We start from the raw sequence: 13,676 nt of genomic DNA, 5'->3' as shown, positions 1-13,676 counted from the left end.
ATTATGAAAATTATTGTATTACCCGGCGACGGTATCGGTCCTGAAATTACTAGCGGTGCAGTAAAGGTATTACAGGCAGTTAGTGATAAATACTCGCTAGATGTACAATTTGATTATGATGATGTAGGTTTTGCCAGTTTAGAAAAATACGGCACAACATTACGCCAAGAAACCTTAGAGAAAGCCAAAACCTACGATGGCATTATTTTAGGTACGCAATCGCACGCTGATTATCCGAAACCGGAAAAAGGCGGTCGTAATGTTTCAGCAGGCTTTCGTATCGGATTGGATTTATATGCTAATGTCCGTCCTGCCCGTTCCCGCCCTTTCCTTCCGACAAATATGAGTGCAGGTAAAAGCATTGATTTAGTCATTATGCGTGAAGCTACCGAAGGATTTTATCCGGATCGCAATATGACTCAAGGCTGGGGAGAAGTAATGCCGTCTCCGGATATGGCGTTATCGACTCGCAAAATCACTCGTCACTGCTGTGAGCGTATTGCTCGTAAAGCCTTTGAATTAGCAATGATTCGTCGTAAGAAAGTGACAGCGATTCATAAAGCTAACAGTTTTCATATGACTGACGGTCTATTCTTGGAAGCCGTGCGTGATATAGCAAAAGAGTTTCCTGAAGTGCAGTTGGACGATTTATTAGTTGATGCCTCAACCGCTCATTTGGTCAGAACACCGGAACGTTTTGATGTTCTCGTAGCAACCAACTTCTATGGCGATATTATCAGTGATTTGGCTAGCGAATTATCAGGTAGTCTCGGACTTGCAGGTTCAATGATGGCAAGCGATGAACATTGCTGTGCTCAAGCTCAACACGGATCAGCACCTGATATTGCGGGTCAAGATAAAGCAAACCCTGTTTCAATGATTTTATCTGTGGCTATGATGATCGAATGGTTTGGTAATAAAACTCAAGATCAACGTTTCTTAAAAGCATCACAAATTATGGTGCAAGCAGTGGATAAAGTTTTGGAAAACCCTGCATTACGCACTGCTGATTTAGGCGGTAATCTTGGCTGTAATGCTTTCAGTGAAGCGGTTGTTGATGTAGTCAAAGGACTTTAATTAGATGCTTGTCTGATCGATCAAACATTTTGTTTGATCGATCATTTTAAGGGAAGAAGAAATAGCTAAACTCTTTTTCATTTTGAAAAACAGCAGTATTAATTATATTTCAAAAGAAAATATCGACTTACTAAATCAACGTTAAAAGTTTAACTATTGAGGTGTGTTATGGATATTTCAACATCAGAAATCAAAACTGAAAATATTTGGACTAAAAAATTTTACGGCTTTCCTGTTTGGTTTTTAGCTGTCGCATTAGCAATAATTTATATTTCAATTTTCTTCGGTTGGTTGCCTGCTGAAAACTTAGTTTCGGTAATTACGGTAATGTTTGCAGTCGGGCTATTATTGTATGAAATCGGTGAACGGTTACCGATTTGGAATGCCTATATCGGAGGTGGTCCGGTAATGGCGTTTTTCGGTGCTGCCGTTTTAGAATATTACAATATTATCCCCCTCAAATATACCGAACAAATTACCTTTTTCTACGATGATTTCGGTTTCCAAAACTTATTTATTTCCTTGTTAATTGTGTCTGCGGTATTAACCGTAAATCGTAAACAATTAATCAAAGCTTTTTCCGGTTATATTCCGACAATTTTTGGCGGTTTGATTCTGGCAGGTGTCTTCGGCTTGCTCGGTGCAATGATCTGTGGCATTGATGTAACCAAAATCATTACCCATTATGTATTACCTATTATGGGCGGTGGTAACGGAGCCGGTGCTATTCCAATTAGTGAAATGTGGGAAGCCAGCACTGGACAAAGTAAGGAAGAATTTTATTCCGTCGCATTTGCTATTCTTAATATTGCCAATAATTTTGCGATTTTAGGTGCAGTATTACTTAACTCACTTGGTGCAAAATTCCCTAAATTAACCGGTAATGGCGAGTTACTACGCAATCCTGATAAATATGTTACTGACAGTGAGAAAAAAGAAAAACCGTCATTCAAATTAGGTCCTTATGAAATTGCCGGTGGTTTATTACTGACTTGCGGATTATTTACTTTAGCTCGTCTGTTTTCCGACGTCATCTTACCGAATATCGGTTCTATTACCTTACATATGTATGCTTACTTAGTGGTGATCACGGCTATTTTGAATTTATCAAATATTGTGTCCGATGAATTAAAACAAGGAGCAAAACAAGCCTCTGCATTCTTTACTAAACCGTTAATGTGTATGTGTATGTGCGGTATCGGTATTGCGTTTACCAATCTTGCTGATTTCTTGGAAGTTTTACAATGGCAAACTTTCGTTGTCTCTGCATTTATTGTGTTAGGTGCAGCATTGGGTGCCGGTTTAGTGGGTTATATGGTTGGTTTCAACTTTGTTGAAGCAGCAATGACAGCAGGTTTATGTATGGCTGACCGCGGCGGTTCTGGTGATTTGCAAGTGCTAAGTGCCGGTAAACGTCTGGATTTAATGACTTATGCACAAATCTCTTCCCGAATTGGTGGAGCGATTGTGTTGCTGTTATCTAGTATTGTATTTGGGTTGATTGCCTAGTAAACCGATATTCGTGTAATTATGGGAGCATAAGCGATGACATCAATTAAATTTACTTCAACAGAATATGACATTGACAATCTACAACTACCTGAAGGAAGCTGTGATTCACATCATCATATTTTTAACCGAGCATTCCCTTATGCTCCCGATGACGACCGTAATCTACCTAATGCCACTGTGCAAGACTATATTGCATTACAACAGCATTTGGGCTGTTCTAAGCATATTATTGTGCAACCTTCTTCATACGGTGTGGATAACAATTGTTTATTAAATGCCCTGCAACAAGGCGGTGAGCAGTGTCGCGGTGAAGCGGTGATTGATAATTCATTCAGTGATCAACAGCTTACCGACTTAGCGGAACGAGGAATTGTAGGTATTCGCTTTAATTTTGGAGCAGGTAATTATGCGGATGTTAATTCGCTGTGTTCTCTTGCAGATCGAGTATTGGATTACAACTGGCATATTCAGCTACACGCCCCCGCAGATTTTCTACTGGAAATCGTACCGCACTTAATGAAAATTAAAAATAATTTAGTGTTTGACCATTTCGCCAGAATTCCGCAACCTCAAGGGGTAAATCATCCTATGTGGAAACATTTGGTTGCTTTATTAGAAAAAGGTAAAACTTGGGTAAAACTGTCCGCACTTTACCATAATTCTAAAACAACAGATTTTTCCGATATGGAACAAATAACTAAAGCATTGGTTCAGTTAGCCCCTGAACGCTTGTTATGGGGAACGGATTGGCCGCATCCGAATTTAATTTCCGCTAATAAACCAATGCCTGATGATAAATACTGTTTAGCCAAAATTTATGAATGGCTAGATAACGATGCGATTAGACAGCAAGTTTTTGTGAATAATCCTGATACGTTGTTTTTCTCTCAGCATAAAAAGTATTCATGGGGTGTATAATGGGGGTCAATTCTTTATTCAGTAATAAAAAAGTCATTCATTCCTTAATTTGTATTTTTATAGGGATGCTTATTTGGTTTATGCCGCCACCAACCGGTGTTGAAGCAAAAGCATGGCATTTATTTGCAATTTTTGCCTCCACTATTCTTGGTTTTATTTTACAGCCATTTCCAATGGGAACAGTGATTTTAATTTCACTTACTACTGCAGTGTTTACTAATGTATTAAAATTGAATGAGGCTCTCAGTGGCTATAACAGTAGTACAGTATGGTTGGTATTATCGGCATTCCTGTTTTCTAAAGTGATTATTAAAACAGGTTTGGGTATTCGGATTGCTTATTTGCTGATTAAATATTTTGGTAAAAGCTCGTTGTCTTTAGGTTATATCATTGTGATTACGGATATTATTTTAAGTCCGGCAATGGCATCTAATACCGCTCGTGCCGGCTCTATCTATCCGATCGTACGCAGTTTGTGTGATGCGTTCGATGCCAAACCGGACAATGAAAATCGTAGTTTCGGTTCATTTTTAATGTTGTGTGAGTTCCAAGGAAACTGTATTAGCTCAGCAATGTTTATGACTGCGATGGCCGGTGTACCGCTGTCATTATCATTAGCACAAGATGCATTTGGCGTGTCTATCTCTTGGGGAAGTTGGTTCTTGGCTGCATTAATCCCAAGTTTGATTGCCGTGTTGGTTGTACCTTTCGTAATTTATAAACTTAACCCACCGAATATCAAAAAAACACCGTTTGCGAAAGAATTAGCGGAGCAAGGGCTTAAACAATGCGGTTCATTATCACTAAATGAAAAAATTACCTTATTTATTTTCTTATTAGCGATCTTATTATGGTCAACCGCTTCGCTTATAGGTTTCAATATTACAGCGATTGCAATGCTGGCAGTAATTTTATCAATTATCACCGGATTATTGAATTGGAAACAAGATGCTTGTACAGATAAAGATGCGTGGGATACCTTCATTTGGATGGGCGGTATTATCGGTTTAGCTGGCTTATTGACTAAATTTGGATTAATCCCGTGGTTTGCCTCCGCAGTTTCTGAATATTTAACAGGTTTCTCTTGGCCAATGGTATTAATTTCATTAGCTGTGGTCTATATGTATTCTCACTATGCTTTTGCGAGTGGTACGGCCCATGTTGTAGCAATGTATATTCCATTTTTAACAGTATCTATTTCTGCAGGTGTGCCGTCAATGTTGGGCGTACTTACATTCAGCTTTGTCGCACCGATTTTTCAAGGTTTAACCCATTATTCAATGGGGTGTGCACCGATTTATTACGGTTCCGGTTATACTTCGCTTAAAACCTGGTGGGTAATCGGTTTTGTTGTTTCGGTAATTAATCTTGCAATTTACGGCTTAGTCGGTCCGAGCTGGTGGCATATGTTAGGATTATGGGGATAAGGAGTACAATAATGACAAAATACGTTTTAACAGGCTGTCGCACCTCAGCGTGGCGAAATGCTCGCGGAAAAGGTATTGAAGTGTATGAAATATTAGCAAATAATCACTGGCAGTATCTACATACCGTGATGCCTGAATTTGATAATCCATCGTGGTTGACATTTGATCACAAACGCCAACAGCTTTATGTAATTTACGGGGACGGAGAGAATGTTACCCAATATCGTTTTAATCGGAAAGACGGTAAATTAACCTGCTTACAATCCGTTTCTACCGGTCCAAGACACCCGAACAAAGAATTACAGCTAGAACGTAAAAATAATTCGGTATGTGCAGAATTGTCGCCTGATCAACAAAGCTTGCTTATCGCCAATCACGAAGCGGGTAATATTGCAAAATTGGATTTTGATTCAAATGATAAACTACAGATACCACAATATTTTATTAAGATTCTTGGCAAATCTTCTCCGGATTATCACGATAAAAGTTTATCCAGACCTCATCAAATGGTGTTTGATTGTACACAAAACTATATGTTTGTACCGAACCAAGGACGTAAAGCAGGCAATGGCATTGATATGATTCAGGTTTATCGTATTGATGGACAGGAATATTCCTTAGTTTGTAGTGTAGAAATGATAGAAGGCTGTTGGCCAAGACATATTTGTGTTCATCCAAGCAACCGGTTTATCTATTGTGTTAATGAGCTTGGTTGTACGGTCACAGTCTTTGCTTTTAATCAACAAACCGGACACTTAACTCAATTACAAGAACTCCGCACGCTACCGGATGAGATTACGCAAAAATATGATGTCAGCGAAATCAATCTACATCATAACGGCAAATATCTTTATGTATCAAACCGAGTACACAATAGTATTTCATTATTTTACGTATTAGCGAATGGTCAGCTGAAATTTGAGCAATACTTTGATTGCCAAGGCAAAACTCCACGATTTACCACGCTTAGTCCGGATAATCTCTATTTTTACAGTGCCAATGAAGATAGTGATAATATTGTGGAATTCAGGATTAATGAAGACAATGGATATTTAGAACCGACAGGTATTATATTACAAAATGCTAGTCCAACTTGTATTCTATTTATCTAACACCCTAAAGCCATTATTTGAATGGCTTTTCAAACTGCTGACTTTCTACTTGGACCACCGCATAGTTGATGGAAAGTGCGGTATCATTTTAGACACATTTGCGACCGCGGGAAACATCAAAGACAGCCAGCCTTGGCAATCAACCAATGCAACCAATGACATAAAGGCACAATATAAAAATGCCAGTATTTTGAAGAATAGACGAGTTGTATTTAATATTAAAGGTAATTCACACCGCTTAATAGTGGCGGTAGCTTTTAAATTCGGTGCGATCTATATTAAGTTTATAGGTACACATGAAGAATACGACAAAATTAGCGCTGACACAGTGGAGATGAAATAATGTTAACAATTAAACCGATTAAAACAGAGCAAGATTATAAACAAGCATTAAAAGAAATTGAGCCATTGTTTGATATTGAAGATGAATTAACAGCAGAGCAAGCAGACTTTTTCGAGGTTATGTTAGCTTTAATCGAAAACTACGAAAGCAAACACTACCCGATAGATCCACCTGACCCAATCGAAGCAATAAAATTCAGAATGGAACAGGAAGGATTACAGGTTAAAGATATGGAAAACATTATAGGCAAGCCTAATTGAGTATACGAAGTTTTTAATAAAACCCGTCCTTTAACATTGAATATGATTAGACGTATCAATCATGAAATGGGAATTAGTGCGGATATTCTAATTAAAGCTTAAACTAACAAAAGAAATTCAAAAATATCTACCAAATAAGCACCTATCACAGGTGCTTTTTTATCGTTTTAATGCTGGAATTGATTGAAAAATAGACTAAATAATTAAAGAATATGCTTTAAATACGTGATGTTTATCACAAATTAAATATATTTAAATTGCATATGAAAAACAATTTTCATACACTTTCGTTCAATATTAGTGTATTTTATTAAATCGTTGAATAATAAAAATTTTTTGATCCCAAAGGAGTTAATATGAGTATTCTCAATTATTTACAAAAAATAGGTCGGGCATTAATGGTACCGGTTGCCGCATTGCCTGCTGCCGCAATTTTAATGGGAATAGGTTATTGGATTGATCCCGATGGCTGGGGGGCAAACAGTCAACTTGCAGCGTTACTGATTAAATCAGGTGGAGCGATCATTGATAATATGGCAATTCTCTTTGCTGTCGGGGTTGCTTTCGGTATGTCAAAAGATCAACATGGTTCGGCGGCATTGTCCGGTTTAGTCGGTTTTTTGGTATTGACTACATTGCTTTCTCCGGGGGCTGTCGCTCAATTAAAAGGCATTTCGTTGGATCAAGTACCGGCGGCATTCGGTAAAATCAACAACCAGTTTATCGGTATTTTAGTCGGTGTGATTTCAGCGGAATTGTATAATCGTTTCCATCAGGTGGAATTGGGTAAAGCATTGGCGTTTTTCAGCGGGAAACGTTTGGTGCCAATTGTGACCTCATTAGTGATGATTGTAATGGCCTTTATTTTACTTTATGTTTGGCCGATTATTTTTAATTCTTTGGTATCTTTCGGTGAATCCATTACCAGTATGGGGCCGGCAGGAGCAGGAATTTATGCTTTCTTTAACCGGCTATTGATTCCGGTTGGTTTGCACCATGCACTCAATTCCGTATTCTGGTTTGATGTGGCTGGGATCAATGACATTCCTAATTTCCTCGGCGGAGCGAAATCTTTAGCCGAAGGCAAGGCGGTGTTAGGCGTTACCGGCATGTATCAAGCAGGTTTCTTCCCGGTGATGATGTTTGGTTTACCGGCAGCAGCATTAGCGATTTATCACAGTGCCAAACCGGCGAAAAAAGTACAAGTAGCTTCCATTATGATGGCGGCAGCGTTATCTTCATTTTTCACCGGTATCACCGAACCGCTAGAATTTGCCTTTATGTTTGTGGCACCTGTGCTTTATGTTATTCACGCATTATTGACCGCACTTTCCGTATTTATTGCGGCAGCAATGCACTGGATGGCGGGATTCGGCTTTAGTGCCGGTTTAGTAGACTTAGTGCTATCTTCCCGCAATCCGTTAGCAACGCAATGGTATATGTTGATTGTACAAGGTCTGGTTTTTGCGGTGATTTATTATGTGGTATTCCGTGTCGCAATTAAAGCCTTTGATCTTAAAACACCCGGACGGGAAGAGGCTGAAAGTGCGGTGGATTCTGAGGAAATTTCTTCTACCGTGGCTGAACGCGCTGAGTATTTTATGGCGGCATTAGGCGGTAAAGATAATCTGGCGAATATCGATGCTTGTATTACGCGGTTGCGTTTGACGCTGGTTGATCGCAGTAAAATCAATGAAGCACAATTAAAAAGCTTGGGTTCTAAAGGCAATGTAAAATTAGGTGATAACGGTTTACAAGTTATTTTAGGACCGGAAGCGGAAATTATTTCCGATGCCATGAAGCAAATTAAATAATCTCGAATAAAAAGGCAGGCTCCACCTGTCTTTTATTTTTATTTGATAAATTTTTAGTTTTTTCCTGCGAAATCCCTTATACTTACGCCACCTTTCTTACATTCAAACAGCAAAAAGGAACAAAAATGACCGCACTTTTAAAGATCGGTTTGGTATCTGTGTCTGATCGGGCATCGCAAGGCGTATATCAAGATCAAGGTATTCCGGAGTTAGAAAAATGGTTGACAGAGGCCTTAGTCGCTCCCTTTGAATTGGAAACCCGTTTGATCCCTGATGAACAAACGGAAATTGAGAAAACCTTATGTGAATTGGTGGACGATTGCCATTGCCATTTAGTGTTGACTACGGGCGGAACGGGACCGGCAAAACGGGATGTAACTCCCGATGCCACGTTAGCAGTGGCGGATCGAGAAATGCCGGGATTCGGTGAACAAATGCGTCAAGTGAGCTTGCATTTTGTTCCCACCGCCATTTTATCCCGCCAAGTGGGCGTGATTCGTAAAGACAGTTTAATTTTAAACCTGCCGGGACAACCAAAAGCCATCAAAGAAACCTTGGAAGGGGTGAAAGATGAAAACGGCAATGTATTAGTCAAAGGTATTTTTTCTGCCGTGCCTTACTGTTTGCAGTTGATCAATGGAATTTATATTGATACCAAGCCGGAAGTGATTACCAGTTTTAGACCAAAATCAGCGAGAAAATAATAATGAAAAAAATTGAAGCCATTATTAAACCATTCAAATTAGATGACGTGCGTGAAGCGTTATCTGACATAGGCATTAGTGGAATGACAGTCACCGAGGTGCGTGGATTCGGTCGCCAAAAAGGACACACGGAATTATACCGCGGTGCGGAATATATGATTGATTTTCTGCCGAAAACCAAACTGGAAGTAGTGGTGCTTGATGAACAAATAGATCAATGTATTGAAGCCATCATGGATACCGCTCAAACCGGCAAAATCGGTGATGGAAAAATTTTCGTCTATGATGTAGAACGGGTGATCCGTATCCGCACCGGCGAAGAAAATGAAGAGGCAATTTAATAAAAGTGCGGTTGATTTTATGCAAAATTCAGTAAATCGTATTTTTATCACGCTAGCCTGTTTGGTGATTATTTTGGCAGGCGTAAAATCGGCAGGTGAAATTGTTGTGCCATTTTTGCTTGCACTTTTTATCGCTATTATTTGCTCTCCGGTCATTAAAGCCATGACTTCTCGGAAAATTCCGCAATGGCTTGCAATTACATTGCTTTTAGGGTTGATTCTACTGATCTTTTTCTTTTTAGCCGGCTTGATCGGCAGTACCGTGCGGGAATTTCGGGCATCTTTGCCACAATATTCGGAATTGCTTAATATGCGGATCAGCGAAATCACCGCTTTAGCCAATCGTTGGAATATTCAGTTGGATATTTCCCGTGAAACAGTGTTAGAGCATTTCGATCCGAGCACTTTGATGAATTTTATCAGTAATACTTTGTTAGGATTTTCTAATGTGCTCAGCAATGTATTTGTGTTATTGCTGGTTGTGGTGTTTATGTTATTGGAAGCGCCTACGGCAAAACATAAATTGGCATTAGCCATCGGCGGAGCGAATAAACGGGAAGTGAGCAGAGAAGAGCATTATATTGACCGCGTATTGCAAGGCGTGATCAACTATTTAGGGATCAAAACCATAGTCAGTGCCCTGACCGGTTTTTGTATTTATATTTTATTGGAATCACTTGGTGTGCAATATGCGGTATTGTGGGGAGTGACAGGATTTTTACTTAATTATATTCCTAATATCGGATCAATTATTGCCGGTGTGCCTGTTGTGGTACAAGCCTTATTATTAAATGGCTTTTCTATGGGCTTTGTGGTATTGATCGGCGTGATTGCCATCAATATGATTATCGGGAATATATTAGAACCCCGTATGATGGGGCGGAATCTCGGGCTTTCCACCTTGGTCGTTTTTCTTTCCCTTTTATTTTGGGGCTGGCTGCTCGGCACAGTGGGGATGCTACTCTCCGTTCCGTTGACTATGGCAGTGAAAATTATCTTGGAATCCAATCCTAAAACCATTCATTATGCGGGATTGTTAGGGGATGTGGATGAAACTTAAGATAAGAATGCCGTATTGCGGCATTCTTATTAATCTTTAAAGCTTAAATAATAGTGGCACGACAAAAATAGTGATCAGCATAACAATAAAAGTAAAAGGTATGCCGATTTTAACAAAATCCATAAACTTATAACCGCCGGGACCGAGCACCATAGTATTGACCGGCGATGAAATCGGAGTCATAAAGGCAGCTGATGCGGCAATAGCAATGGTCATCACAAAAGGTACGGGCGAGAAATGTAATTGCGTTGCCAATGCAATGGCGATAGGTGTCATTAATACTGCCGTTGCCGTGTTAGAAATAAACAATCCGACTATCGCACACAGAGCGAATAAACTGGCGAGAATCGCATGATGTCCCCATTCGCCCACTAAATGCAACATATTTTGTACAATCAAATCCACTCCGCCGGTTTTTTGCAGTGCGATAGAGAACGGCATCATTCCCACAATTAAAATAATCGTTGGCCAATGAATCGCTTCATATGCGGCTTTTGCATCAATACAACGAAATTTCCCCAGCAATAAACAGCCGATTAAAGCGGCAACCACATTTGGCACTAATCCTGTCACCATCAAAAGCACCATCAGTAAAATAGAAAAAATAGCATGCGGAGCCTGGCTTTGTGCCGGCGATGCCTGGGCGACTTCCGTCGGATAATTGACGATAAAGAAATCTTTATTTTGTGCACGAAATTGTTGTAATTGTTTCCATTCGGCGACCACCAACATCAAATCACCGGCTTTAAATTCCGCATCGGAAAGTTTTTCGCTAATAATTTCATCCGGTCGTTTAATACCTAAAATATTGATACCGGATTCAGAGCGTAAATGTAAATCACGCACTGTTTTGCCGAGAGCGTTAGATTCCGGTGACGGAGTGATTTCCGCCATACCGATGGATTTGACTTGACGGGTAAAGGAATGATTCCGCAGCGGGGCGATAGCAAGTGAATATTCATTACAAAAATCTTCTAAATTAAGTTCCCTATTCGTGAAATCAATGAGCAAAATATCTTTTTCTTTGAGTTCCGTGGTACCGAGCGGACTGATATACACGGGACGAAAATGTTGCCAACGCTCGATGGTGAGCACATTAATATTATATTGAGAGCGTAGATGAATCTCATCCAGCTGTTTACCGATAAGCGGTGAACCGGCTCGAATAACCAAACTTTTGCTCCTGCCGGTAAGTTGATATTCGGTAATAAGGTCGTTAATGGAACGATTTCTATCATGCGATTCAGTAGCTTCGTCATTCGCACCGAGCCAATGACGCGTGAGCAGCATATAACCAATACCCAACAATAAAATCAATAAACCGATTGGCGTGAAAGAAAAGAAGTGCAGGCGTTGTCCGGTTTCTTTCATTAATTCGGCATTAGCCACAAGATTCGGTGCGGTTGCGATCAGAGTCATCATACCGCTGATTAATCCCGCCACGCTCAACGGCATCATCAAACGTTTCGGCGACACATTCATTTGACGGCAAATAGCCATAACAACGGGAATAAAAATCGCCACCACACCGGTGGAACTCATAAACGCCCCTAAACCGGCAACAGCCAACATCAGCAAGATTAATACCCGAACTTCGCTGTTTTTTGCCAGCCGCATAATACTTTCGCTGACTTGATAGGCAATTCCTGTGCGTACCAAGGATTCGCCCACAATAAACAGTAAACCGATCAAAATAACGTTGGTATCGCTAAAACCGGCAAAGACTTCTTGCGTAGTAAGAATACCGCTGAGCGAAAAGCCCAGTAAAACTATTAAGGCAATCACATCCATGCGTAATTTATTTTGCATAAATAAAATGATCGCGATGACTAATAAGGCGACGACAATAGCGAGAGAATGATTAGTAACCAGTTCTGATAGGGTATCCAAAATATAATCCTTAATTGAAATGCTAAACAAAAAAGAAATGAATTTACTCAAAATGAAGCGATAAATGGTTAAATTATAGCCCTTAACATTTATATAAACAAGCTGTAAGTCATGCTGTTAGTAATTAGTGAGCTATGGTAAACTTAAGCGGATTTTATTTTTAATTTATGATGCCTTATGAAAAAATTTTGTATTCTGTTATTGATTGTGCTGATTGCCGCTGCAGGCGTAGGGCTTTGGGGATTTAATAAATTACAACAATCCCTTGAACAACCGATTTCCGTACAAAAAGATCAACTATTCACTCTTGAAAAAGGTACAAACGGCAAAAAACTTACCGCACTTTTGGCGGAACAACAGATTTTGCCGAAAAGCACTTTACTGGAAAAATCGTTGCCTTGGGTGATCAAATTTGATCCGAAATATAGCCAAATCAAAGCCGGGACTTACGATATAAGTGCGGTGAAAAATACCGCAGATTTATTGAAATTGTTTAACTCCGGCAAAGAAGTGCAATTTGCCTTACGATTTACCGATGGCGAAACCGTGAAACAGGTACTGAAATCCTTAGAAAACGCACCGCACTTAGAAAATACCTTGAAAGAGAAAAATCCAAAAGAAATCATTACCTTATTAGGCTTGCCGGAAACCACGAGTTTGGAAGGTTGGATTTATCCCGATACTTACAACTACACGCCCAATTCCACTGATGTAGCTTTGTTAAAACGGGCAACGGATCGTATGCAAAAAACGCTGGATATGGCTTGGCAGCAACGAGATAAGGATGTACCGTTAAAAAAACCTTATGAAATGTTGATTTTGGCATCCATTGTGGAAAAAGAAACTGCCCTTGATAGTGAGCGGGGCAAAGTGGCTTCCGTATTTGTAAACCGTTTGAAAACAGGGATGAAGTTACAAACGGATCCCACGGTGATTTATGGAATGGGGGATGATTACAAAGGTAATATCCGCAAAAAAGATTTAGAAACACCAACGGCTTACAATACCTATGTTATTGACGGCTTACCGCCGACCCCAATTGCCATGCCGAGCGAAAAATCCTTAATGGCGGTGGCGAAACCGGAAAAAACCGCATTTATGTATTTTGTGGCGGACGGCAGCGGCGGACATAAGTTCAGTAAAACGTTAGATGAACATAATCGTGCCGTGCAGGACTATTTGCGTTGGTATCGCAGCCAAAAAAAGAAGTAATAACAG

At 39.8% G+C, this 13,676-nt stretch carries 12 protein-coding genes and 1 pseudogene; 12 read left to right on the top strand and 1 reads right to left on the bottom strand.

What is annotated here, in order from left to right:
* The first annotated feature begins 3 nt into the window (after window positions 1-3).
* From EDC44_RS02545 to EDC44_RS02495, 11 genes and pseudogenes are all read left to right on the top strand, one after another.
* Entirely contained in the window at window positions 4-1,077 is a 1,074-nt protein-coding gene (locus EDC44_RS02545) for an isocitrate/isopropylmalate dehydrogenase family protein (protein WP_131975064.1), read from the top strand.
* Window positions 1,078-1,245: 168 nt separating this feature from the next.
* Window positions 1,246-2,586 (top strand): 2-hydroxycarboxylate transporter family protein, encoded by a 1,341-nt coding sequence (locus EDC44_RS02540; RefSeq protein WP_131975062.1) that lies wholly within the window; start codon window positions 1,246-1,248, stop codon window positions 2,584-2,586.
* A gap of 36 nt (window positions 2,587-2,622) precedes the next feature.
* Entirely contained in the window at window positions 2,623-3,507 is an 885-nt protein-coding gene (locus EDC44_RS02535; RefSeq protein WP_131975060.1) for an amidohydrolase family protein, read from the top strand.
* Complete coding sequence (locus EDC44_RS02530) at window positions 3,507-4,934, top strand: DASS family sodium-coupled anion symporter (RefSeq protein WP_131975058.1); 1,428 nt, start codon at window positions 3,507-3,509, stop codon at window positions 4,932-4,934. Before EDC44_RS02535 ends, EDC44_RS02530 begins: the two co-directional genes overlap by 1 nt.
* A gap of 11 nt (window positions 4,935-4,945) precedes the next feature.
* The gene (locus EDC44_RS02525) at window positions 4,946-6,046 is read left to right on the top strand and encodes a lactonase family protein (RefSeq protein ID WP_165870214.1); all 1,101 of its coding nucleotides are present in this window, start codon (window positions 4,946-4,948) and stop codon (window positions 6,044-6,046) included.
* Window positions 6,047-6,089: 43 nt separating this feature from the next.
* A pseudogene (locus tag EDC44_RS13145) lies at window positions 6,090-6,389 on the top strand (type II toxin-antitoxin system HigB family toxin); the annotation flags it as partial.
* Window positions 6,389-6,649, top strand: coding sequence for a helix-turn-helix domain-containing protein (locus tag EDC44_RS13140; RefSeq protein ID WP_243647880.1), 261 nt, complete (start codon window positions 6,389-6,391; stop codon window positions 6,647-6,649). The pseudogene EDC44_RS13145 and the gene EDC44_RS13140, both read left to right, overlap by 1 nt.
* 356 nt (window positions 6,650-7,005) lie before the next feature.
* On the top strand, window positions 7,006-8,463 hold the full coding sequence (gene nagE, locus EDC44_RS02510) for an N-acetylglucosamine-specific PTS transporter subunit IIBC (protein ID WP_131975054.1): 1,458 nt from the start codon (window positions 7,006-7,008) through the stop codon (window positions 8,461-8,463).
* A gap of 125 nt (window positions 8,464-8,588) precedes the next feature.
* On the top strand, window positions 8,589-9,167 hold the full coding sequence (gene mog / locus EDC44_RS02505) for a molybdopterin adenylyltransferase (RefSeq protein ID WP_131975052.1): 579 nt from the start codon (window positions 8,589-8,591) through the stop codon (window positions 9,165-9,167).
* A 2-nt stretch (window positions 9,168-9,169) separates the two neighbouring features.
* The gene (gene glnB / locus EDC44_RS02500; RefSeq protein ID WP_131975050.1) at window positions 9,170-9,508 is read left to right on the top strand and encodes a nitrogen regulatory protein P-II; all 339 of its coding nucleotides are present in this window, start codon (window positions 9,170-9,172) and stop codon (window positions 9,506-9,508) included.
* 19 nt (window positions 9,509-9,527) lie between these two features.
* Window positions 9,528-10,568, top strand: coding sequence for an AI-2E family transporter (locus EDC44_RS02495; RefSeq protein ID WP_131975048.1), 1,041 nt, complete (start codon window positions 9,528-9,530; stop codon window positions 10,566-10,568).
* Window positions 10,569-10,604: 36 nt separating this feature from the next.
* On the opposite strand, the gene EDC44_RS02490 is transcribed toward EDC44_RS02495, so the two are convergent.
* Window positions 10,605-12,458, bottom strand: a complete 1,854-nt coding sequence (locus EDC44_RS02490) for an SLC13 family permease (RefSeq protein WP_243647879.1) — start codon at window positions 12,456-12,458, stop codon at window positions 10,605-10,607.
* Window positions 12,459-12,635: 177 nt separating this feature from the next.
* On the opposite strand from EDC44_RS02490, the gene mltG reads away from it, so the two are divergent.
* Entirely contained in the window at window positions 12,636-13,670 is a 1,035-nt protein-coding gene (gene mltG / locus EDC44_RS02485; protein ID WP_131975046.1) for an endolytic transglycosylase MltG, read from the top strand.
* Window positions 13,671-13,676 lie beyond the last annotated feature (6 nt).

This window comes from Cricetibacter osteomyelitidis (assembly GCF_004340985.1).
Classification (GTDB): Bacteria; Pseudomonadota; Gammaproteobacteria; order Enterobacterales; family Pasteurellaceae; genus Cricetibacter; species Cricetibacter osteomyelitidis.
This window is presented reverse-complemented; position numbering and strand designations above follow the sequence as displayed.

What these genes read in the sequence shown, in the direction of transcription:
- EDC44_RS02525 (WP_165870214.1), top strand. Translation starts at nt 4,946, where the DNA reads ATGACAAAATACGTTTTAACAGGCTGTCGCACCTCAGCGTGGCGAAAT.
- glnB (WP_131975050.1), top strand. Translation starts at nt 9,170, where the DNA reads ATGAAAAAAATTGAAGCCATTATTAAACCATTCAAATTAGATGACGTG.
- EDC44_RS13140 (WP_243647880.1), top strand. Translation starts at nt 6,389, where the DNA reads ATGTTAACAATTAAACCGATTAAAACAGAGCAAGATTATAAACAAGCA.
- nagE (WP_131975054.1), top strand. Translation starts at nt 7,006, where the DNA reads ATGAGTATTCTCAATTATTTACAAAAAATAGGTCGGGCATTAATGGTA.
- mog (WP_131975052.1), top strand. Translation starts at nt 8,589, where the DNA reads ATGACCGCACTTTTAAAGATCGGTTTGGTATCTGTGTCTGATCGGGCA.
- EDC44_RS02530 (WP_131975058.1), top strand. Translation starts at nt 3,507, where the DNA reads ATGGGGGTCAATTCTTTATTCAGTAATAAAAAAGTCATTCATTCCTTA.
- EDC44_RS02540 (WP_131975062.1), top strand. Translation starts at nt 1,246, where the DNA reads ATGGATATTTCAACATCAGAAATCAAAACTGAAAATATTTGGACTAAA.
- EDC44_RS02535 (WP_131975060.1), top strand. Translation starts at nt 2,623, where the DNA reads ATGACATCAATTAAATTTACTTCAACAGAATATGACATTGACAATCTA.
- mltG (WP_131975046.1), top strand. Translation starts at nt 12,636, where the DNA reads ATGAAAAAATTTTGTATTCTGTTATTGATTGTGCTGATTGCCGCTGCA.
- EDC44_RS02495 (WP_131975048.1), top strand. Translation starts at nt 9,528, where the DNA reads ATGCAAAATTCAGTAAATCGTATTTTTATCACGCTAGCCTGTTTGGTG.
- EDC44_RS02545 (WP_131975064.1), top strand. Translation starts at nt 4, where the DNA reads ATGAAAATTATTGTATTACCCGGCGACGGTATCGGTCCTGAAATTACT.